Source organism: Parapedobacter defluvii, from assembly GCF_014642075.1.
In the GTDB taxonomy this organism is placed as follows: domain Bacteria; phylum Bacteroidota; class Bacteroidia; order Sphingobacteriales; family Sphingobacteriaceae; genus Parapedobacter; species Parapedobacter defluvii.
In genome coordinates this window covers 356,821-377,739 of sequence record NZ_BMIK01000002.1, presented here as the reverse complement: position 1 = coordinate 377,739, position 20,919 = coordinate 356,821, and the positions used below count along the sequence as shown (strand labels likewise).

Sequence of the window (20,919 nt, the reverse complement as noted above, 5' to 3'; positions counted from 1 at the left end):
ATATTTTGCCAAACATAACGATAATTAGGTGTATCTGCAATAAATAGTTTGCAGCATACTGTGCAGCTATGGCATTTTTATGTTAAGTTTGTAGGGATGAGAAATCTGATAATCATCACGTCGGTTGTGTTCATTGCCATCGTCATTACCTCATACCTCTATTTTTCAAATCTGAGGAAAGATGAGCCGCCCGGGCAGGAAAACACAGAAATTGCTGGTGAGGAGATAACCTCTGCAGACAGAGCCACTGGGTACGCAGCACCTCTGTGGACTTTTGATCTGAATGCCGAGCCGGTGAGTAAGCCCATCGTCTGCATTTTTGATGACCGCCAGCGCTTTGTCCTGATACAGGACGCCTATCATATACTCTATGCCATTTCTGCAAGTGGCGAAAAACTATGGAATGCACAACTTCCCGGTGCAATTGTCGGTAACATCCATCAGCTTTCCGACAGCAGTCTCTTATTTACCACCGCCGAACGGCTATACCGGATTGATACCGCGGGCGACCCGCTGCCCGGATTTTCTTTGCGGCTTTCACAAAAAGCGACCGGACGCGGTGCTACACCTTCGTATGAAAACACGGAAGATATCCGCATTGAGGTACAGGCAGGCAACCGCATCCTCTCTTTCGACCACCGCGGAAGACAGCTTCAGTCCCGTAGCATCCGGGCAGACGAAGCAAGCGATGCAACCGTTGGAGACCAGGAGATGCCGGATAGTACGGACGTTACCTTAGCGACTGACTGCGGCCCGCTCTTTTTCTACGGCCCACTATCGGAAAAAGAAGGCAATTACCTGCTTTGCGGTAAAGACGACGGAAAACTATATTGTTACCGGTCATATGCACGATAGTGGCATAAAAAAACGAGGATAATCGCTAATGCACGCAGGTGGTCCAGTCCGGCCAAATGCCTACGGTCAACATCCACCAATTGATTCCAGTAAGCCTTCAACATCCTTTACCTGCGTGCAGCAGTTACCGTCAGTCCTTCGGAGCCAACTTCAAGTCCACTGTTTTGGTTCCCGACAATGGCCTGATTCCCATACCCGGTGTATTGGTGTATTGGGCATGAAAACGTAATACGGTTTCCTCTGCTTGGGTATCGGGCTGCCTGGCCACGATACTTCCCTTAGCTGGCAACGATTTTTGCTTAGCAGACTGGTCCTCTCCCAATGACAGAATCCATTGTACAATCTGTTTTGCTTCACCTTCTTTCATACCCGGATGCGCTGCCATTGCGACTTCTCCCCATACTCCGCTTCCGCCATTCAGCACTTTATCTACCAGATAAGCCGGTGCATCCTTTTGTCCGCGGTATTTGGTTGCCACCTGTGTGAATGCCGGGCCAACGCTTTTTTCAGAAATTTTGTGACAAGACTGGCAATCAGATGCCATCATCAAGCTCCGTCCCAAAATCAGTTCAGATACCTGCTGATGTCCCAATGACGCTCCGGCTAAATCCTTACCCTTCACATAATCCACAGATATCACCAGGTTCGAAGGGTCAATTTCGCGGCCCTGGTCGTTTACTTTCACTTCATATTCAATGCGCTCACCCGGTTTATAATAACCGGAGGTATTGGACAAGACAATCTCCACGGTGGGTTCCTCATTCCCTGCATAAACGGATGCTGGATTTGATTCGGTATGATTACCCGATGGATCACTCACTGTCACGGTGATGGAATATTCTCCTGACCGGTCTAAGGTGTAGGTCAGCGATGGTTCCTCCGTTTTCTGTGTCACCTCGCCTATTTTCCAGGTATACGTCAGTTTATCGTTTTCATGATCAGCGGCTTCTACCTTGGCATGAATGGTAAATGGCACGTTGCCGTTGTATTTCTCCAGCTCAATCTGCCCTACCTGGGGCGGCAGGTTGCCTGCGATGTAATCGATACGGGCAATACCGGCATCTGCATTTTTAGCAAACCATCCCCTGCCATATTCCAAAATATATAACCTACCGTCCTTGCCCACTTCCATATCGATCGGATTTGCGAAGGATTCTCCCTCCACAAAAGGCTCCATCTTGTCAAAATCACCGTTGGGCTGCATGGTCACCGCTTTGATCCATCCGCGTATCCAATCGTAAATAATCAGTTTGCCATTGTAATAGTCGGGATAACGGGTCTCTTTTGGAAACATGTCCGTGTAATATACCGGGCCGGCCATTGCATTACGCCCGCCTGTACCCACTTGCGGAAAATCCGGCGAGGCAGCATACGGATACCAGATAAAAGCCGGCTGTGCGGGTGGTAGTATCGTTAACCCCGTGTTGTTGGGTGAATTATTTTCGGGCTTTTCGGGGTTAAACGGTTCACCGGAACGGCCGGTTTCATAGTCGTAAGCACGATAAGGATAGTTGTTACCCACAAATAGGGGCCATCCGAAAAACCCGGCTTGCCTTGCTTGATTTACTTCATCGTAGCCCCGCGGACCACGCGTATCCAAGCTATCATTATTCGCATCGGGTCCCACTTCTCCCCAATAGAGATAACCCGTCTTCTGATCAACAGCAATCCGATACGGGTTGCGGTTACCCATTACATAGATTTCCGGGCGGGTTTTGTCTGTACCTTCTGGAAACAGGTTGCCCTCCGGAATGTCATAGCTGCCATCCGGCGATATCTTTAAACGTAAAATTTTACCCCGCAAATCGTTGGTATTACCCGATGAACGACGGGCGTCATATTGTTCAAAACCCGGCCGGCCATCGGTTGGAGAAAACCCGTGATTTTTGTACGTGGTAGGCTGATCAAAAGGTGTGGAATTATCACCGGTAGAAAGATACAGCAATCCGTTGCCACCGAAGGCGAGCGATCCACCTGTATGGCAGCAGATCTGCCGCTGCGAATAAAACTGGAGAATCACCTTCTCTGACGCGACATCGAGTTTGCCGTTATCAAACACAAACCGCGATAGACGATTCACGGATGTATCGACAGGGCTATAATAGGCATATAAAAACTTGTTGTTTTCAAAATCAGGATCCAATGCTAAGCCCATAAATCCTTCCTCCGCATTGACATTGGGTACACCCGACTGGTGATAGACATCCAGAAACCCCACCTGTTCCACGGTACGGCTTTCCTGCTTATATAACATCAATTCGCCACGACGCTGTGCAATCAAAATATCAAAATTGGGCAGGATGGCCATTTCGGTAGGTTCAAAAAGCTCTCCTTCCAACAATTGTGTTTTGACGAAACGCTGCCGCTCAGGAGGCAGTTGTGTTTTTGCTTTGCTGTAGTTGAGATTCAGGTTCTTACCAATAGCGTATTGGATACCACCCAATATTAATTTCAGATGAAGCGGGTCTTGGAAAGATTCCGAGGAATGTCCCAAAGCGGTATAAAATGAACGCCCTCCATCAAACTCGTGATACCATACCACGGGATGGTTTTCGCCATTTTTCCCACCTTCATAACTACTTTCATCAATCGTGATCAACACGTTATTGTCCGGATTGAGTTTTTTGAAGTTATACCATTCGTCGTGGTAGCTGAACGTTGCAGGCATCCCCTTGGTGATCGGATGAAGCGAATCCAACACATGGAAAGTCGCCTCCTGAGGATGGGGATGATTTAAGAAATAACCACCGACCAACCGGCCGAACCAACCCCAGTCGTATTCGGTATCTGTTGCAGCATGAATACCTACAAAACCGCCTCCTGCTTGTATATAACGCTCAAATGCAGCTTCCTGACGATAATCGAGCACATCGCCCGTTGTGCTCAGAAATACCACAGCCGAATATTTTTTCAAGCTGTCTTCGTTAAACCACGCCGCATTGGTCGTCGTATCGACATCAAACCCATTCTCCGCTCCGAGCTTGATCAATGCTTCGTTGCCAGCAGGGATAGATTCATGATAGAACGCCGCTGTTTTGCTGAAAACCAATATCCTCGGTTTGCCGCTGCGTTTGTTGCAGGAGCTAATGCCAACGATGGCAAAAACAACGATAAAAATAAAAGGCAGTTTGCCGGTAGCTGTTTTAAGAAACTCTCTCATGTTACGGTTTGTCACGTTAGCAAATATCTGGTTTGCAAAAATGATAATTCTGCGACAAATATGCTGATAAAAATTTATCTTTCTGGTGGTAGCACCGAAAATTCCCAATTCTTTACAGATTCTAAGGGTTATTTCGCTGCCAGCGAAACCTGCTATGTCTGCATCCGACTCAAAAAAACAAAAGAGATGCAGATGAAAATGCCGGTTTCCCGAGATCTTTACGAACAAGGTCTTTTGAATGAAATCGTTGTGAATGGAGGATTTGTTGGAAGAAAACCAAGACTTAGCACTGGTTATTGCCTGGCCCGATAAAACGGCCCGGGGTGATGAACAGTGGATGGCATTACTCAAAAAACTCGGAATTGTCAAAAACCTGAATTTCAAAGTTGGACATGCGGCTATTGTACTTGTGCAGCGGCATTCGGGACAGTTGGCTTATTTCGATTTTGGCCGTTACATTACTCCACGTGGGTATGGCCGTGCACGTTCCGCAGCGTCCGACCCCCGACTTGCCATTACGGTGCAGGCACAGATTGACCCCACTGGTCATATTGATAATCTACCGGCAATTTTGGCTGAACTCCGCCGGATGGAAGATGCGACCCACGGAGGGGACCGGCTGTTCTTCTCCATCGCTAACGGACTTTCCTTCGAAAGGGCTACCCAATTCGCAAGAAAACTGGTTGATGAAGGGCCGATTAAATACGGGGCTTTAGCCCGGGGCAACAATAGCTGTTCCAGGTTCGTCGCACAGGTGCTTTTAGCCGGTTGGGCCGCTGGCAACCCTGCAAGGCGGCGTGTATTGCGTCCGGAAAGCCTCAAACCGAGCCCGATGAGTAATGTCGTAAATGCATCGCCAGATGGCTTTGTTTACTGCTACCACGAAGGGGGATTGGCATCTAAACGGATGACCCGCTGGCGATCGCTGCGCTTTCAGGTGGATTTACTCCTTCATAACTTATCGGTCCATAAAGCAAAAAAATTACCCTGTGACCAAGAACCGGGTAACATGGCTGAGCCAAAGAGACCCTCCTCCATCCCTGCAAATGCCCAATGGCTGGGTGGCATCGGCGAAGGAGCGTGGTATGCTTTGGAATCAAATCCGAAATATGGCACCCTGCTGGTACTTAGATATGGTGCGGATGGCCAAGTGGATTATCAGGTGAGTTGTCAAGCCAATGATGGAATAGACCCCTCCCTGCCTCATCAGTTCACATATCACTGCCATTATCAACGACATGTGATTATACAGGGCGAACAGCAATTTCTCCTGGAAACGTGTGAACGATCAGAAAGCTACGTACGCACCGCATAACAATCAAACTAAAAAAACACAATCATAACAAATGGAGTTAACTATTTTAAAATCAAAAATCCACACGGTTAAAGTAACAGAGGCAAATGTCGAATACAACGGTTCTATCACAGTAGATGCCGATCTATTGGATGCTGCCCAAATTAAGAAATACGAACAGGTATATGTAAATAATGCAATAAATGGAAGCCGCATCATGACCTACGTGCTGCCTGGCAAACGTGGCAGTGGTGAGGTATGTATGAACGGAGGGGCAGCGCTGCATGCCAAGGTAGGCGATACGGTGCACATCCTCAGTTTCTGTACGGTAAATGAAGAAGAAGCCGACCGCTATCAACCCGTGTTGGTGTTTACCAAAGAGGGGAACCAAATTGCCTCCGTAGAGCGATATACTTATTGATAAATCTCAAAAACACCCTGGTAGCATCAATAGGATTATATGCCTGGTGATTGCTACCTATTGATAATGAACGTTTAGCTGTTGATTCCCCATCAGGGCTCCTCCCTTTTTTTCTGAAACTATAATTTTTAGTATATTCGCATCGGATTCGAAACGAATACATCGGGTCTGCAGTACACCGATACGAAATGAAAAAATCCGGAATTGCCAACTTACCGCTCCACTATGGCTACGTGCCTACATGGCTTGCCGAACGAATGGCCAGACTGGGATTAGCTATCACGGAATGCATCCTCCAGGATTTCGGGAAACAGGAATTTTTAAAGAGATTGGCAGATCCTTTTTGGTTCCAGAGCCTGGGCTGCGTGTTGGGGATGGACTGGCACTCCTCGGGCGTTACCACTTCGGTACTGGGTGCACTGAAAAAATCCATCAATCCACTATCCAAGGAATTGGGCATTTATATTTGTGGCGGCAAAGGCAGACATTCGAAAAATACACCCCAAGAACTGGCTCTTTACAGTGACCGGAACGGTTTAAATGGCCAGCAATTGGTGCGGGCTTCCAAATTGGTTGCCAAAGTGGATAACACGGCTGTCCAGGATGGTTATCAGTTGTATCTTCACACGTTCATCATCAGTAACGAGGGCGACTGGACCGTGGTACAGCAGGGAATGAAAGATGCCGATGCATCCGCCCGGAGATACCATTGGCACTCCGGGGCATTTAAATCGTTCACGGAAAAACCACACGCAGGGATCTGTGGGCCCCACCAAGGAAAAATTATGGATATGACCGCACCGGACGCGATGCCGGCAAAAAATGCCATGATCAGTTTATGTAATGAAAATCCCTCACTTATTTTGGCGGAAACATCCAAGCTGGTCATGCCCGGTCATCATCACGTTACCTCCAAAGACATCGATCTCAAACGACTGGGTGCTATGCTATGGCTTACACACGAGAAACAACCTGCCGATTTCGAAGAACTACTGTTGCTGCAGGGTATGGGTGCGCGTACGCTGCAGTCGATGGCCCTGGTCAGTGAAATCATTTATGGTACGCCGACCAGATTCGATGATCCGGCGAGATTTTCGTTTGCACACGGTGGCAAAGACGGACATCCTTTTCCTGCATTGACCCAGGTGTATGACGAAACCATCGACGTGCTTACCCATGCCGTCCAACGATCCAAACTTGGCCTTGACGATAAGAAACAGGCCATCAAAGCGTTGAGCAACCTGGCCTACCAAGCCGAGCAAAACTTCGTGGCGAAAGACAACCTGGATGAACTTTTGAAAACCGAACGGGACAATGCCTGGAAATACGGTGGCAAAACTGTGTTTGGAGACGCGAAGCGACCGAGAAGCGGCCAATTAAGTCTATTCGATTGAAGATCCCGATAATTTCCGTAACTTCGCTCTGCTGGATAACCCGGAACCATGAAGTTATTAAGGACAGAAATCACGCCGTTCATCAACGAACCCCTGTATATCGACAAGCGGGAACAACCTTTTCTTTGGTCTCCTTTCCACTCCCAGCCCTCTTTCCACGCTCATCCCGAGATGGAACTGGTATTTGTCGAAGAGGGCTTTGGCAAACGCATTATCGGAAATCAAGTAGAACCGTTCGAAGCCGGCGACATGGTTTTTATCGGCTCCAATGTGCCGCATATCTGGTTGAGCGATCCGGCATTCTACGAAGAGGGATCAACACTTAAATCCAAGGTGATTATCACATACTTCAACCCCACAATTTTCAATCAGCTACTAGGTTCCCTGAAAGAGTTCGATCAGATCAGGCGAATGGTACAGCAGGCCGCCAAGGGCATCCGCATATACGGCCGTACGCGCAATACCATCGCAGAACAGCTCAAATCACTTTCCACTACGTCGGGTTTTGAAAAAGTAAACGGAATGCTGCAAATTATGCATCTTATTTCCACCTCCCATGACAAGGGTTACATCCTCCCCCATGCGCAGGCCCGGACAAATGCTGACAATGCAGATAAGCTAGTAACTGCCATTAATTTCATAAAAAACAATCTTGACAAACCCATTTACCTTCAACAGGCAGCTGCCTTAGCCTGTATGACCGAATCCAGTTTCAGCAGGTACTTTAAACAGCGGATGAAAAAAAATTTCTCTGCTTTTCTGACGGAACTCCGTATCGAAAAGGCAAAGGAGCTGTTTTTACAAAGCGACCTTTCCGTCAAGGAGGTGGCATACCGCTGTGGCTACGATTCGTTAGCGCATTTTCACAAACTGTTCAAGGATTTTACGGGATTAAGTCCAGCCAAATATAAATCCGATTACCACCTTTTCAATCCTCTTCATAGGGCGAAGGACTGACAGACGTCCATCCCCCGTCTATTACAAGTGTCTGCCCGGTAATGTGCCGTGCCTTATCACTGATCAGGAACATTACAGCTGACGCGATATCGGCGGTCGTTGCCGGTCTGCCCATCGGAGTAATGGCCGACCACGTCGACACATATTCCGCATCTGCCTCGGTGCGTTCTGTACGCGTAGCACCGGGGGCAACCGTGTTCACGTTGATCCCGAAAGAAGACAACTCAACGACCAAATGTTTGGCCAGCATCTCCAGTGCAGCCTTTGACATGCCATAAGCCGCGAGGTTCTTATGTGCCTGATGACCCGTAACCGAGGAGGTAAACACCAAGCTTCCTCCTCTTCCCTGTTTAATCAGCTGCTTGGCTGCCTCCTGTGCCAGGAAAAACGTGCCGCCGAGATTCACCTGCATTACCCGATAAAACGACTCGGGGGAATAGTTCAAAAAATCGCCAAAGAGCGTAATTCCCGCGTTGGCTATGACAACGTCTAAGGTGCCGGTATCCGTCACGGCCCGTGCCACCAGCTGCCGGATAAATGTCAGGTCGCTCGAATCGCCCGGACAGGCAATGCATTTCCCGATTTTCTGCAGTTTCCGGGAAGCATCGTTCGCCAATGCTTCATCGACATCGTTGAGCAGTACCGCTGCACCTTCCTGTACCAATTGCCGGCAGATCTCAAATCCGATACCCTGCCCCGCTCCGGTCACAATCGCTGTTTTACCGCTGAATACACCTGCTGTCTTAACATCCATATCGTAATCTGTCTTTAGTGCGAATCGCGGGACACTTCGCTTCCGGACTTTCCTTTCAGGAAATCGAAATCAGCCCCCAGATGAGCTTGCTCCACATGATCTACAAACAATTTTACATAACCCCGTGTAAATCGGTTGGCGGCGTTCTTCCAGTTGCTTCTCCTTTGTTCCAATTCCGCCTCCTCCACCAGTAGATCCAAACGGCGGTTAGGTACATCCAACCGGATCATATCGCCATCTTCCACCAATGCCAGGGTGCCCCCTTCGGCCGCCTCTGGCGATACGTGCAACACCACCGTGCCAAACCCCGTTCCGCTCATGCGACCGTCGGAGATACGGATCATATCGGTGATCCCTTTTTCCAGCAGCTTTGCAGGGAGACCCATGTTGCCCACTTCCGGCATACCCGGGTAACCTTTTGGCCCTACGTTTTTCAGCACAAGCACGCAGGTCTCGTCCACATCCAGATCCGGATCATCAATTTTGTGTTTATAATCTTCAATGTCTTCAAATACCACAGCCCTGCCCGTATGCTGCATCAATGCCTGACTCGCCGCAGACGGTTTGAGTACTGCGCCCGACTCGCAAAGATTGCCTTTCAATATCACAACACCAGCCACCTCGTTAAAAGGCTGCTCCATGTCAGCTATTACCGTGGTATTTAAACTTCGCCTTCCATCGACGTTCTCACCTACCGTACGTCCGTTTACCGTCAGGCAATCCAGGTGGAGATGTGCTCGAATGGCATGCATGACCGAAGGTAACCCCCCGGCGTAATACATGTCTTCCATGAAATACTTTCCCGAGGGTTGTATATTGGCGACCAGCGGAATATCCCGTGAATACCGATCGAAATCATCAATGGAAAGCGGCACCCCGATCCGGCCGGCTATAGCGAGCAAGTGAATGACAAAATTGGTCGAACCACTGATGGCGGCATTTACCCGGATGGCATTTTCAAATGCTTCCCGTGTGAGTATGTCCGATAACTTAACATCGTCGCGGACCATCTCCACAATACGTCGACCCGACAATTGGGCGAGTACCTTCCGGTTTGCATCAGCTGCGGGTATTGCGGCATTGCCCGGCAACGACAGCCCCAACGATTCTACCATACAGGCCATGGACGAGGCCGTGCCCATTACCGCACAGTGCCCGCGGCTCCGGCACATACCGGCTTCAGCAAGGTTCAATTCCTCCTCGGTCATAATGCCGCGGCGCGCATCTTCAGAAAACCGCCATAAGTCACTCGTGCCGATATCGCGTCCGTTATATTTACCGGTCAGCATGGGTCCGCCAGATACCACAACCGTCGGAAGGTCCACACTGCATGCACCCATTACCAGGGAAGGTGTTGTTTTATCACACCCGCACAACAGCACTACCCCATCTACCGGATTTGCCCGGATGGATTCCTCCACATCCATGCTGGCCAAATTCCGGAAAAGCATCGCCGTTGGTTTCATCAATGTTTCACCCAACGACATGACCGGGAATTCCACCGGGAAACCTCCGGCTTCCCATATTCCACGCTTTACAGATTCGGCTAGCTCCCTGAAATGGGCATTGCAGGGTGTAAGTTCTGACCAGGTATTGCAGATACCGATAACCGGCTTACCCCTGAATTCATCGTCAGGTATCCCTTGGTTCTTCATCCATGCCCGATAGATAAAGCCATCTTTTCCTTTTCGGCCAAACCAGCCTGGGCTTCTTAACATAGTTTATCGTTTAGTCAGTAATATAACGTCTCAGCGTGATACAAATTTCAAAAAAAATCGGTATCCTCTTATACGGTAATTTGCGCATCCTCTCTGTTTTTTTAACAAAGGATAATCAGCAACAAAACGGCATCAATAAAATTTCAGATTTCGTCACTCAAAAATTCGGTAATCGGATTTTTTGTAGTAGGTTTGCACACTTTTAGCAGTTGAATGTTTACACCGGAAGCGCTTAAGGAGGAACTGACCAAACCAAAGCACATAGTTGTCACCACCCACCATAAACCCGATGGGGATGCATTGGGGTCTTCGTTGGCGATTTACCATTGGTTAAGGGCCAAAAATCACCTGGTACAGGTTGTGGTACCTTCCGATTTCCCTACATTTTTGGATTGGTTGCCCGGGAGGGAGGATGTACGGATCTATACCGATGACAAAGCAGCCAATGATGCGTTAATTGAGCAGGCGGAAATAATTTTTTGTTTGGATTTCAACGGATTACCGAGAATACACGCGATGGAAGAGGCCGTAAGAAATGCGGCAGGCACGAAGATCATGATTGACCATCATCTCGACCCTGAGGGTTTCGATGACTATCGGCATTGGGATAGCCATGCAGCGGCATCGGCACAATTGGTCTATGATTTTATTGTGAACGTAATGGACGATCACAGGTCCATTACCCCTGAAATCGCTACCTGTTTATATACGGGTATCATGACCGACACCGGCTCCTTTCGCTTTCAGACCACAACTCCCCTTGTGCATAACATTGCCGCAGACCTGATTGCGCTGGGAGCCAAAAACTGGGAAATCCACGAACAGGTATACAACAGCTATACCGAAAACCGCATGAAGTTCCTTGGATTTTGCTTATTAAACCGACTTGAAGTACTTCCTGAATACCGAACGGCTTTGTTCAGCATTTCCCGCCAGGACCTCAAGCGTTTCCAGATTACAACCGGTGACACCGAAGGGCTCGTCAATTACGCATTGGCAATCAGCGGGATGAAGCTTGCTGCACTGATCATTGACCGCACCGAACAAGTGAAGCTTTCGCTCCGTTCAATCGGTGATTTTCCCTGTAACGAAATCTGTAAACGCTATTTTAATGGCGGCGGCCATCGTAATGCCGCCGGTGGAAATTCAAATGAACCGCTGCCGGAGGTGGTGAAGAAATTCAAATCCATTTTACAGGAATATAAAACACTTTTAACACATAATTAATTACATAAAAAATGAAGAAATCAATTTTCAGTTTAGGACTTGCAACCCTTGTGCTTGCCGGTGCCTGCCAACAATTCAAGACGGGTGAAGGAGGCTTACAGTACAAAATTGTGAAGGACAACGGGCAGCCGAAAGCGCAAACAGGCGATTTGCTTTCCGTCAATATGACCGTAACCACGGATCGGGATTCCCTCCTTTCCAGCACCTATAAAATCGGCCTTCCCCAAATCATTAACATCGCTGCTGATTCGCTTCCAGGTTTATATCCGGGTGATTATAATTCGATGTTCAAAATGTTGGGAGAGGGAGATAGCGCCGTATTTAAGCTGAATCTGGATACAATGGCTGCAAAAACCATGCAACCCAAACCGGATTTCGCGGATCATTACGTAACGTTTAGCGTAAAGGTAAACAAGCATTTCAAAAAAGGGGAATTGACCGACAGCGCACTGTATGCCGAAGTAAATACGTATTTTGACGGGGAAATCGAAAAGCTGAGGTCGTCTGAAGAAGGTAAGATCAACGATTATATCAAAAAGAATAACCTGGAACCCCTGAAGACGACTTCCGGATTGCAATATATTATCACAGAAGAAGGTAAGGGTGAAAAGCCGGTAGCCGGTGATACGGTTAAAGTAAATTATACCGGTGCCTTGGTAGCTACGGGCGATGTCTTCGATACATCCATTAAAGAAGTAGCTGAAAAGAATAACACATACAATCCTATGCGTCCGTATGAGCCTGCTAAATTTGCCATTGGTGTACGCCAGGTGATTCCGGGCTGGGATGAAGGATTACTATTATTGCCGAAAGGCAGTAAGGCAAAACTCATCATCCCCTCTGAACTGGGGTACGGCGAACGCGGTGACGGTCGTGGAATCATCCCGCCTTTTGCTCCGCTGGTATTCGACATCGAACTCATTGATGTGATCAAACCGGTGGCAAATGACACCACCGCACAGGACAACACGGCAAAATAACGATGTTAGAACGCCTTCCCCAACGGAAGGCGTTCTTGTTTTAGTTGGATTTCAGAGGTGAGTTGCCTATGTTTGCACACGGTCAACGAAAAGACGATGACATTAACCGATACGCATACACACCTGTATTATTTGTTTGGCACACCGGAATTGGATCTTCAGATGCAACGTTGTTTTGCCAACGGCGTGCAGCAATTGCTCCTTCCCAATGTCGACAGGGAGTCCATCCCTAGGGTCTTGGGCACAGCTGCCCTGTATCCGGGCCACTGCTATGCCATGATGGGTTTACACCCCTGTGAAGTGAAAGCCAATTACACAGACGAGTTGGCAGCCATCGAAAAAACAATCGCCGAAAATAAGGTATATGGCATCGGCGAAATCGGTCTTGACCTCTATTGGGATAAAACAACGCTGCCTTTACAACAGGAGGCATTCCGAATACAGACCACTTGGGCCAAAGTATTGGACCTTCCCGTATCCATTCATTGCCGGAACGCATTCGACGAACTTTTCGAGCTGCTCGACGAAGTGCAGGACGGTCGCTTAAGAGGCATTCTACATTGTTTTACGGGAGATAGCCAACAGGCTAAACGTGCAATTGATTTGGGTCTGACGCTGGGAATCGGAGGGGTGGTTACTTATAAAAATGCCGGGCTAGATACGGTGGTTGCAGCGCTCGATCTCCGGAATGTCGTATTGGAAACGGATGCACCTTACCTGGCACCCGTACCCTACCGCGGCAAAAAAAACGAAAGCAGTTACCTGTTACCTATCGCACAAAAAATTGCCGACTTACAAGGGGTTTCATTGGAAACCGTTGCGGCAACCACAACAGAAAATGCCCGGAAAATATTTAGGATTAAGTTGAATGAATAACGTCTTCGTAATTTACACTGGGGGGACCATCGGAATGGTCAAAGATGAACAAAACGGCACGTTTGTACCGTTTGATTTTGATCTCATCGCAAAAAACATTCCCGAATTGGGCCGGCTTAATTACAACCTCAGCGTACATTCATTCACACCCATTATTGACTCATCCAATATGCAGCCGACCATATGGGTCGAAATGGCTAACCTCATCAAAGAAAACTATGACGCATACGACGGCTTTGTTATTCTTCATGGTTCCGATACAATGGCATTTTCCGCATCGGCATTAAGTTTCATGCTGGAAGGGCTACAAAAACCGGTCATTCTTTCCGGTTCACAGCTTCCCATCGGTGAAATCAGAACCGACGCAAGGGAAAACCTGATCACTGCGCTCGAACTCGCCTCAGCAAAGAAAAAGGGTAAATCACTCATCCATGAGGTATGTATTTTCTTCGACAACAAACTTTTCCGTGGAAACCGGTCATTCAAATATAACTCTGCAAAATTTGAAGCTTTCCGGTCGCCCAATTATCCGGTATTGGTCGAAGCGGGGGTACACCTCAAATACAACAAGGACGCCCTGCTCGATAACAGCGACAAAGAGTTCATCTTACATACCAAATTAGACAACTCCGTTTCCGTACTTAAACTGTACCCCGGCATCAGCGCCCAGGTCGTCCGCGCTGTGTTGGAATCCGAGGCGCGTTCCGTGATCATGGAGACCTTTGGTTCCGGCAACACCACCACGGACCGGTGGTTTCTTGACCTCATCCATGAAGCAATCCGTAAGGGGAAAAATATCCTTAATATCTCTCAATGTAAGGTAGGAAGCGTTGAATTGGGTCGTTACGAAACCAGCAGGTACCTCAAAGAAATGGGTGTGCTTAGCGGATACGACATGACCTTCGAGGCGGCTGTTACCAAACTGATGTACCTACAGGGCGAATTCTCCGAACAGGGGGAAGTAGCCTATTGGGCCGAACAGAATATCCGCGGTGAATTAACCCCCTGAGAAAGGCATTAGGATTTAAAACCCAAAGCCGCCAATGCATCTGCCACGATAAATGTGCTGCCACCTATAAAAATGAGATCATCCATTGCGGCACGCTGCTGTGCTGCCTGTATCGCATTGGACACATCGCCCCACGCAGCTCCCTCCAAGCCCCGCCGGTTTGCCGCAGTACACAATTCGCCGGCAGGAAGTGCCCGGGGCATAGCTACCTCGCAGAAATAATAATGTGCATTTTTCGGCAATAGCGGCAGCATCTTGTCCAGGTCTTTATCCCGCATTACCCCGATCACCATATGAAGTTCACGATGCGGGGTAGCGGCTATATTTGCCAATACTTCTCGCCATCCATCGGCATTGTGCCCCGTATCACAGATAACCAGAGGATCCAGCGACAATGTCTGCCACCTTCCCATCAAGCCCGTGGTCTGCTGCACCTGCTTCAGAGCTTGCCTAACCTGGGCCTCGTCAATGGAGAAACCTTTCAAGCGCAACGCTTCCACAGCAGTCAGGACAGCGGGTAAATTTTTTGCCTGGTATCCTCCTTTCAGATCCAGCATATACAGAACACCATTGGCTGCTCCCCGCTGATTGGTTTCCAGGTATTGGTAATCTTCATCCCTTCCGTGGTTTCTAACCTGCCATTCCTGGGAAGCATAAACTAAATGGCTGCCTCGTTCTTTCGCTACACGTTCAAAGACACCCGAGACCTCCGGTTGCCATTCACCTACGATGACCGGTACCTCCGGCTTAATGATTCCTGCTTTTTCATTTGCGATTTCCTGAAGCGTATTACCTAACATGTGGGTGTGGTCATACCCGATATTGGTAATCAGGGATAACAGGGGGATGATCACATTGGTAGAATCAAGCCTCCCCCCCAGTCCGGTCTCTATGACAGCTATATCAACCTTTTCACGGGAAAAATAGTCAAATGCCATCGCTACGGTTACTTCAAAAAATGAAGGTTGGATAGATTCGATCAATGACCTGTGCCGACTGACAAAAGCAGTCACAGATTTTTTGGGGATCAACGCACCGTCAATGCGGATGCGTTCTCTGAAATCCAGTAAGTGGGGCGACGTATATAATCCGGTGCGGTAACCCGCAGCCTGCAAAATAGCCGCCAGCATATGGGACGTTGAGCCTTTGCCATTTGTACCCGCAATGTGTATGGAACGGAACTGCCGCTGGGGATTTCCCAGTGCCTCACAGAGCTGCAGTGTATTGGTTAGGTCTTTCTTAAATGCAGATACACCGTCGCGCGTAAACATGGGCAAACGCGCATACAGGTAATCAACCGCCTCCTGATAGCTCGCCACTATTTCAATCTGAACCTAACGGGAACGATAGCTTTCTGCACCGTCGGGGCCCGCTCCAATTCATTTAGCCGTGCTCCCCGCAATGCCTGTTCACATTTTTCCCATAGACTTCTGTCGGGCAGTGTGGTACCTTTCACCCCCGCACGCGCATACGTAATTGTGCCGTTGGGAGCCACATGCACTTCTACAGCAACAACACCTGCTTGCTGACCATTGTCTTCAATCCGGGGGGGCACTACCCACCGCCTATTCGCAACGGTAAGTCCTTCCGTTCCGAATCCCGATCCACCTTCACCGTAATTTGCCGCCAGGGGATCCCCTTGGTTACTGCCTTGGTTGCCTCCTTCTGTTCCCGTGCCGTCACCTCTACCCGGAGCATTGTTACGTTTACCGGTATACAGGGCATTGGGATTAACAGCCGGCTTACTTTCTTTCTTCTCAACAGTAGCTTCCTCGGCGTTGGCCTTCTTCGGCTCATTGGCCACTACTGCGGGTGCATCTTCCATATCCTGCGTGGCGACACTTTTCTCAGTTACCTGCTGGGAGGGTGTAGGCTGGGTTTCCTGCTTCGGATCAATCCGATCGGGTGGAACATGGTTGGCATTGGGGTCCATCGATGCTTCGTCCACCGTCATATAATCGTCGCCCATTCCCACATCGGAAGTACCGTAGTTGACAATGATGCCTCCTGTTCCAATTTCGGGAAAAGCCGACCCGATCATGATAATAAAACTAAGAAGCAACAACCCGCCCATGATGGCTGTGGATATCCATAACGCCTTGGGATAATTATTGTCTTCCTGTATCCGATAATAACTCATCGTATTCAATACTACATTTGCACGTTTAACCTATGATGCATTCAACAGGCCAATTCCATAAACAAATTTAGCCAACCTGCGCCATAAACACAAGTCGCTATTCCTTTAATGGCTCAGTGGCCAGCACCAACCGGATCTTCAGCTTGTTTGCGATATCCATCACCGAAATCACATGCTGGATGGGCACGGCACTGTCTGCATACAGCATAATGGTTAGCTCTTCGCCCGGCTGTACATAAGCCTTGACAGCATCCAACAGATTTTCATAGGGCACTTCCTGCTTATCCAGGTAATACTTCAGATCCTGTGTAACGGAGACTGTTACCGTCTTCTTTGCAACGGATTGTTCGCCTGCACTTGAACGGGGCAACAGTAATTTCACCACCTGAGGGTTGGAAACAGCCGATGCCAACAGGAAAAACAGCATGAGAAAAAACATGATGTCATTCAGGGAGTCCGTAAATACCCGGACTTCCGATCGATTTCGTTTCGCTCTTAAATTCATCGCATCAGCAAGTTTTTAGGAACCGGGTTCATCCAACAAATCAACAAATTCAATCGCATCGGTTTCAATCCGGAGAATCAGGCGTTCAAGCATGGTATTCAGGGTATGATAACCCGCAAATGCCAAAATACCAATGGTAAGCCCTGTTGCAGATGCAATCATTTTTACATATAACCCACCGGACACACTGGCAATATCAATTCCTCCCGCGGCTTCCACATCCCGGAAGATGATAATTACCCCAAAAATGGTTCCAATGAAACCAAGCATAGGTGCAATCGTGGATATGATACTTAATAAATTAAGATTCTTCTCCAGCCGGGCAACCTCTAGTTTTCCAATGTTTTCTATGGCTCCCTCAATATCCTTAATCGGCCTGCCTATCCGCAGCAATCCTTTTTCCAGCATACGGCCCAATGCGCTGTTGCTGGCCCTGCAAACGGACAGCGCCGAATCCAACCTGCCGGAAAGCACACTTTGCTTTACGTGAGACATTAAACTCGGATCGTATTTTGAGGCTTTCCGGATGGTTAGGTACCGTTCGATGAAAATCACCAGTGTCGCAAAGAATAACAACGCCAAAGGGATCATGATCCACCCTGCCTTAAATAACAGGTCGATCAGGCTTATTTTTTCGTTCGCCAGTTCTACAGTCTGCTGTGCTGCGCCCGCCATCGAGTCAAGCGGATAAATGGTGTCTTGTTGTAATAATGACATAATGAATGATGTGTTTCCTGTTATTGTTTTATCGATCTGTTTTTATCCAACTATTTTTTTACTCATTTTCTACTTTAGCAATCCAGGCCCCCGGCTCGAAATTCTTCTGCACCCTTACCAGTTCACGGTATGCCTCTTCTTCCGTCGCGTATGACCCCCAGCTTATCTTCTTTCGGTTGCCCGGCATACGGCTATCCAGCGCCTGCAAATTGTATCCCTTGGCTTTCATGGTAGCTACATACTTCTCAGCCTGCGCCATGGTCGCAAAAGACCCCACAATGATTTCGTAGGTTACAGCGGGTTTGACTGGTTTCGTTACCGCAACTGTTGCATCTGCATGTACGCTATCCGCTGCCGCTCCCCCTAATTGGGCGACAGCCGTCGAGTCGGCAATGGTGTCTACGGGAGAAGCTAGCCTACCTGACGGCTGGCTTTGGTATGGTGACTCATCCGTTTTATCTTTTTGCGTTGAAAATGGCGCTTTTTTTTCTCCACCGAACCAATCAGACCGGTAATGCCACGTTACCATACCGGCCGCCGATACCAGCAATATCAGCGCCGCAGCGACAATCCATCGTATCGTATGATATCCGCGTAGAGATACCGGGCTTTCCTCAACTACGGGCAATGCTTTCTGTTGCACAGTTTCCTGTCCCTTATCAGATTCTTCAACCTCATCTGCCAACTCCGGTCTGCTTACCACAGGAGAGCTCACTGTTGTCTCCTCAGGCGTTACTTTTACGGAATGTATTTCTAAACCCTGGGTATCAAAAGGTTTGAGTACAAACGATGCCCCTTCGGCCATCAGGTATCCCAGACCGTCTAATAACGCCCGACCGTTGCGGTTCACAGCGTCAAACACCTCCCCGACCGCCCGGTTGAGCATCTGTGCCGCTGTGGATTCGTCCACATCCACTTGGGTTTGCAGGTAATTCAATATAGGGAAAAAATCGTTATGTTCCTCCGCCAGCTCAACCCGACTTGTGGGAGGAAGCAACACAGAACGTTCCCGATCATAAGAAGCAGGCATATGCGTTACCTTGAACACACCTATGCCCGGCACTTCTACTGCTGGGTACCGCCGCAACAAATTCACTATACACAACCCCAAATTCATGTTTCCAACCTATTCCTCAAATTAAACACTCCAAATCATTTGGGCATTCGGTGATCTATCAAAATGAAAAATTAACACCGCCGATTACGTTTAATCCCAGCCGGGGATAAAACAGATATCGCTCATAATTTGTCCCAAGCATATTGTTCAACCGCACATAAATTCCGATGCGATCCGTAGCACGGTATTCTGCACCGGCACTCAAATCAGCAAAAGAAGGGATGGTCGTTTTGCGTGCACCGGTACTACCCAACTCAGTAAACGCATAGCCCGATAAATTGATCGTGGGATCTTGTACCAGTCCATAAGTTGGTCCCTGAAACAGCAGTTCCCCGTCAATGTACAGCTTGTCACTAATATTGAAACGGGCATTGGCAGATAACCGCATCTTAGGTGTATACCACGCTTCTTCTTGTTGCTGAAGATCAAATTCATTGAAATTCACTTTACCTCCCAATGTTACCACCTCAGAAACACGAACATTAACTTCCCCTTCCAAACCAACGATGGTACTTGCATTGTCTCCGTCTTCGTAAATCAGGTTAAATGCATAGGGAGCACCGGGAGCGATCGCATAAAATGGCATATTCTCAATGCGACGGTAGAATGCTTTCACTTTATATCCGAAGGTAGCACCCGCGTTTCCTTTAATACCGCCGAACACATACATCCGGTCTACCGAATTCCGGATGTAGTTATCGCCTCCCAACGCTGCTAACCACGGATTTTCCTTAGTCAGCTCCTTAACAGACGTTCGGTTCACATCTCCGTTGATTCCGCCGAAAATATGGGCAAACTGTGGTATCAGTGCAAAATCAATCTCCGCCGAAGGGAAGATATTGGTGCGTGAGGAATCACCGAACTCAGCCACGAATTTCGCTCCAAGCGTAACGTTGTAATTGGGCCCTTGGAATCGGATATACGGATTTACTTTTGCAATGTTATTGGTAAAGCTGTATGAAGCATCCTTTACAGCAGTAAAATCCCCTGAAATATTGGCTCCAACATTGAACACACCGATTTGCTTATTGACATATCCCCCCAGCGCGAATGAGCTTTCTTTCGTTGCTTGCGCATTGCTATAGCCATACGCATCCGCTTTCAGTGAATAACTAAATGCATCCGTTGCCTGCTCATCGTAATTGCTGGTTAGCTCACCGGTAAAATAAATATCATTAAAGGTCTGTTTGGCGGGATTAAGGTTCAAGCCCACTCCGTCCATATCCTCCATCAAACCATAAAACCGGGTACCATACCGGTTGTATCCCGCTTCGCCATCCAGGGTGACCGGTCCAAGGATCGTACGGCCGAATACACCAATCTGCTGCGACGAATATTTCTGTGCTTCGATGGTCCCCTGTTGATTTAAATGCTTCACGTATCCACCCACACGGGTATCCACCCAATAATCCGAGCTAAGATACACTTCGCCCAATAGGGTACCTAGATTTCCAGCTCCGATCTTCGCATAATTGTTGGATGGGGTTTGCGTACGCGTAAATGGCATTTCCTGAATCGTGAGCCGTTTTGTACCGGTATTGATATCCAACTTCTTGTCAAGAATGTTATAGGTCAGTTTCGGCTGGTATTGTCGCTTGTTGCTCATATCCGGACTCCGTCGTATCTTGACAGCATCTGCCAGGATGGGCCGGTAATCACGCACGACATCGATGGAATCAATGGTAGCTGGCCTTTCGTCGGTCCGCTCCTGCTCCTGCGCATACCCCGCCGTAAGCAAGCACGAAAAAATCCCTGTAAGCAAATACCCCTGGCGCATGGTTCTATGAAAGATCAT

At 48.3% G+C, this 20,919-nt stretch carries 19 protein-coding genes; 10 read left to right on the top strand and 9 right to left on the bottom strand.

The annotated features are described in order from the left end of the window. The first annotated feature begins 96 nt into the window (after nucleotides 1–96). Nucleotides 97–855, top strand: a complete 759-nt coding sequence (locus tag IEX60_RS05405) for a PQQ-binding-like beta-propeller repeat protein (RefSeq protein WP_188748248.1) — start codon at nucleotides 97–99, stop codon at nucleotides 853–855. A 130-nt stretch (nucleotides 856–985) separates the two neighbouring features. Here IEX60_RS05405 and IEX60_RS05400 read toward each other — a convergent pair whose 3' ends face one another. Beyond that, on the bottom strand, nucleotides 986–3,904 hold the full coding sequence (locus IEX60_RS05400) for a ThuA domain-containing protein (RefSeq protein WP_229717435.1): 2,919 nt from the start codon (nucleotides 3,902–3,904) through the stop codon (nucleotides 986–988). Between IEX60_RS05400 and IEX60_RS24810 the strand changes: the two genes are divergently transcribed. From IEX60_RS24810 to IEX60_RS05380, 5 genes are all read left to right on the top strand, one after another. Beyond that, nucleotides 3,872–4,327 (top strand): hypothetical protein, encoded by a 456-nt coding sequence (locus IEX60_RS24810; RefSeq protein WP_229717434.1) that lies wholly within the window; start codon nucleotides 3,872–3,874, stop codon nucleotides 4,325–4,327. The two genes, IEX60_RS05400 and IEX60_RS24810, sit on opposite strands and share 33 nt — an antisense overlap. Next, nucleotides 4,269–5,330, top strand: a complete 1,062-nt coding sequence (locus tag IEX60_RS05395) for a DUF6695 family protein (protein ID WP_188748244.1) — start codon at nucleotides 4,269–4,271, stop codon at nucleotides 5,328–5,330. Before IEX60_RS24810 ends, IEX60_RS05395 begins: the two co-directional genes overlap by 59 nt. A gap of 31 nt (nucleotides 5,331–5,361) precedes the next feature. Next, complete coding sequence (gene panD / locus IEX60_RS05390; protein WP_188748241.1) at nucleotides 5,362–5,730, top strand: aspartate 1-decarboxylase; 369 nt, start codon at nucleotides 5,362–5,364, stop codon at nucleotides 5,728–5,730. 188 nt (nucleotides 5,731–5,918) lie between these two features. Beyond that, the gene (locus tag IEX60_RS05385) at nucleotides 5,919–7,124 is read left to right on the top strand and encodes a DUF763 domain-containing protein (protein WP_188748240.1); all 1,206 of its coding nucleotides are present in this window, start codon (nucleotides 5,919–5,921) and stop codon (nucleotides 7,122–7,124) included. Between the two features lie 48 nt (nucleotides 7,125–7,172). Then, nucleotides 7,173–8,081 carry an AraC family transcriptional regulator gene (locus IEX60_RS05380; RefSeq protein ID WP_188748238.1) on the top strand — a complete coding sequence of 303 codons (909 nt, stop codon included), beginning with the start codon at nucleotides 7,173–7,175 and terminating at the stop codon, nucleotides 8,079–8,081. Here IEX60_RS05380 and IEX60_RS05375 read toward each other — a convergent pair. After that, on the bottom strand, nucleotides 8,053–8,835 hold the full coding sequence (locus IEX60_RS05375; RefSeq protein WP_188748236.1) for an SDR family NAD(P)-dependent oxidoreductase: 783 nt from the start codon (nucleotides 8,833–8,835) through the stop codon (nucleotides 8,053–8,055). The genes IEX60_RS05380 and IEX60_RS05375 overlap by 29 nt on opposite strands. A gap of 14 nt (nucleotides 8,836–8,849) precedes the next feature. Then, on the bottom strand, nucleotides 8,850–10,553 hold the full coding sequence (locus IEX60_RS05370) for an IlvD/Edd family dehydratase (RefSeq protein WP_188748234.1): 1,704 nt from the start codon (nucleotides 10,551–10,553) through the stop codon (nucleotides 8,850–8,852). 213 nt (nucleotides 10,554–10,766) lie between these two features. Here IEX60_RS05370 and IEX60_RS05365 point away from each other — a divergent pair, with 213 nt between their 5' ends. From IEX60_RS05365 to IEX60_RS05350, 4 genes are all read left to right on the top strand, one after another. Further along, on the top strand, nucleotides 10,767–11,780 hold the full coding sequence (locus IEX60_RS05365) for a DHH family phosphoesterase (RefSeq protein WP_188748231.1): 1,014 nt from the start codon (nucleotides 10,767–10,769) through the stop codon (nucleotides 11,778–11,780). Between the two features lie 11 nt (nucleotides 11,781–11,791). Continuing rightward, on the top strand, nucleotides 11,792–12,760 hold the full coding sequence (locus IEX60_RS05360; RefSeq protein ID WP_188748229.1) for an FKBP-type peptidyl-prolyl cis-trans isomerase: 969 nt from the start codon (nucleotides 11,792–11,794) through the stop codon (nucleotides 12,758–12,760). A gap of 96 nt (nucleotides 12,761–12,856) precedes the next feature. After that, nucleotides 12,857–13,636, top strand: a complete 780-nt coding sequence (locus IEX60_RS05355; RefSeq protein WP_188748226.1) for a TatD family hydrolase — start codon at nucleotides 12,857–12,859, stop codon at nucleotides 13,634–13,636. Further along, complete coding sequence (locus IEX60_RS05350) at nucleotides 13,629–14,645, top strand: asparaginase (protein WP_188748223.1); 1,017 nt, start codon at nucleotides 13,629–13,631, stop codon at nucleotides 14,643–14,645. Before IEX60_RS05355 ends, IEX60_RS05350 begins: the two co-directional genes overlap by 8 nt. 8 nt (nucleotides 14,646–14,653) lie before the next feature. Here IEX60_RS05350 and IEX60_RS05345 read toward each other — a convergent pair whose 3' ends face one another. The 6 genes from IEX60_RS05345 to IEX60_RS05320 all read right to left on the bottom strand — a co-directional run bounded on the left by IEX60_RS05345 (nucleotide 14,654) and on the right by IEX60_RS05320 (nucleotide 20,919). Further along, nucleotides 14,654–15,964: a bifunctional folylpolyglutamate synthase/dihydrofolate synthase gene (locus tag IEX60_RS05345; RefSeq protein ID WP_229717433.1), complete on the bottom strand. Its 1,311-nt coding sequence runs from the start codon at nucleotides 15,962–15,964 to the stop codon at nucleotides 14,654–14,656. Beyond that, nucleotides 15,964–16,785, bottom strand: coding sequence for an energy transducer TonB (locus IEX60_RS05340; protein WP_188748221.1), 822 nt, complete (start codon nucleotides 16,783–16,785; stop codon nucleotides 15,964–15,966). Before IEX60_RS05340 ends, IEX60_RS05345 begins: the two co-directional genes overlap by 1 nt. Nucleotides 16,786–16,882: 97 nt before the next feature. After that, nucleotides 16,883–17,290 (bottom strand): ExbD/TolR family protein, encoded by a 408-nt coding sequence (locus IEX60_RS05335; RefSeq protein WP_188748219.1) that lies wholly within the window; start codon nucleotides 17,288–17,290, stop codon nucleotides 16,883–16,885. Nucleotides 17,291–17,305: 15 nt separating this feature from the next. Then, a complete protein-coding gene (locus IEX60_RS05330; protein WP_188748217.1) occupies nucleotides 17,306–18,007 on the bottom strand; it encodes a MotA/TolQ/ExbB proton channel family protein in 702 nt (233 codons plus the stop codon). Nucleotides 18,008–18,065: 58 nt separating this feature from the next. After that, the gene (locus tag IEX60_RS05325) at nucleotides 18,066–19,124 is read right to left on the bottom strand and encodes an SPOR domain-containing protein (RefSeq protein WP_188748215.1); all 1,059 of its coding nucleotides are present in this window, start codon (nucleotides 19,122–19,124) and stop codon (nucleotides 18,066–18,068) included. A gap of 58 nt (nucleotides 19,125–19,182) precedes the next feature. Continuing rightward, complete coding sequence (locus IEX60_RS05320) at nucleotides 19,183–20,919, bottom strand: TonB-dependent receptor (protein ID WP_229717432.1); 1,737 nt, start codon at nucleotides 20,917–20,919, stop codon at nucleotides 19,183–19,185.

Excerpts from the sequence above, each read along its gene's own strand:
- IEX60_RS05405 (WP_188748248.1), top strand. The coding sequence starts at position 97 with ATGAGAAATCTGATAATCATCACGTCGGTTGTGTTCATTGCCATCGTC.
- IEX60_RS24810 (WP_229717434.1), top strand. The coding sequence starts at position 3,872 with ATGATAGAACGCCGCTGTTTTGCTGAAAACCAATATCCTCGGTTTGCC.
- IEX60_RS05395 (WP_188748244.1), top strand. The coding sequence starts at position 4,269 with ATGGAGGATTTGTTGGAAGAAAACCAAGACTTAGCACTGGTTATTGCC.
- panD (WP_188748241.1), top strand. The coding sequence starts at position 5,362 with ATGGAGTTAACTATTTTAAAATCAAAAATCCACACGGTTAAAGTAACA.
- IEX60_RS05385 (WP_188748240.1), top strand. The coding sequence starts at position 5,919 with ATGAAAAAATCCGGAATTGCCAACTTACCGCTCCACTATGGCTACGTG.
- IEX60_RS05380 (WP_188748238.1), top strand. The coding sequence starts at position 7,173 with ATGAAGTTATTAAGGACAGAAATCACGCCGTTCATCAACGAACCCCTG.
- IEX60_RS05375 (WP_188748236.1), bottom strand. The coding sequence starts at position 8,835 with ATGGATGTTAAGACAGCAGGTGTATTCAGCGGTAAAACAGCGATTGTG.
- IEX60_RS05370 (WP_188748234.1), bottom strand. The coding sequence starts at position 10,553 with ATGTTAAGAAGCCCAGGCTGGTTTGGCCGAAAAGGAAAAGATGGCTTT.
- IEX60_RS05365 (WP_188748231.1), top strand. The coding sequence starts at position 10,767 with ATGTTTACACCGGAAGCGCTTAAGGAGGAACTGACCAAACCAAAGCAC.
- IEX60_RS05360 (WP_188748229.1), top strand. The coding sequence starts at position 11,792 with ATGAAGAAATCAATTTTCAGTTTAGGACTTGCAACCCTTGTGCTTGCC.
- IEX60_RS05355 (WP_188748226.1), top strand. The coding sequence starts at position 12,857 with ATGACATTAACCGATACGCATACACACCTGTATTATTTGTTTGGCACA.
- IEX60_RS05350 (WP_188748223.1), top strand. The coding sequence starts at position 13,629 with ATGAATAACGTCTTCGTAATTTACACTGGGGGGACCATCGGAATGGTC.
- IEX60_RS05340 (WP_188748221.1), bottom strand. The coding sequence starts at position 16,785 with ATGAGTTATTATCGGATACAGGAAGACAATAATTATCCCAAGGCGTTA.
- IEX60_RS05335 (WP_188748219.1), bottom strand. The coding sequence starts at position 17,290 with ATGAATTTAAGAGCGAAACGAAATCGATCGGAAGTCCGGGTATTTACG.
- IEX60_RS05330 (WP_188748217.1), bottom strand. The coding sequence starts at position 18,007 with ATGTCATTATTACAACAAGACACCATTTATCCGCTTGACTCGATGGCG.
- IEX60_RS05325 (WP_188748215.1), bottom strand. The coding sequence starts at position 19,124 with ATGAATTTGGGGTTGTGTATAGTGAATTTGTTGCGGCGGTACCCAGCA.
- IEX60_RS05320 (WP_229717432.1), bottom strand. The coding sequence starts at position 20,919 with ATGATCTTTCATAGAACCATGCGCCAGGGGTATTTGCTTACAGGGATT.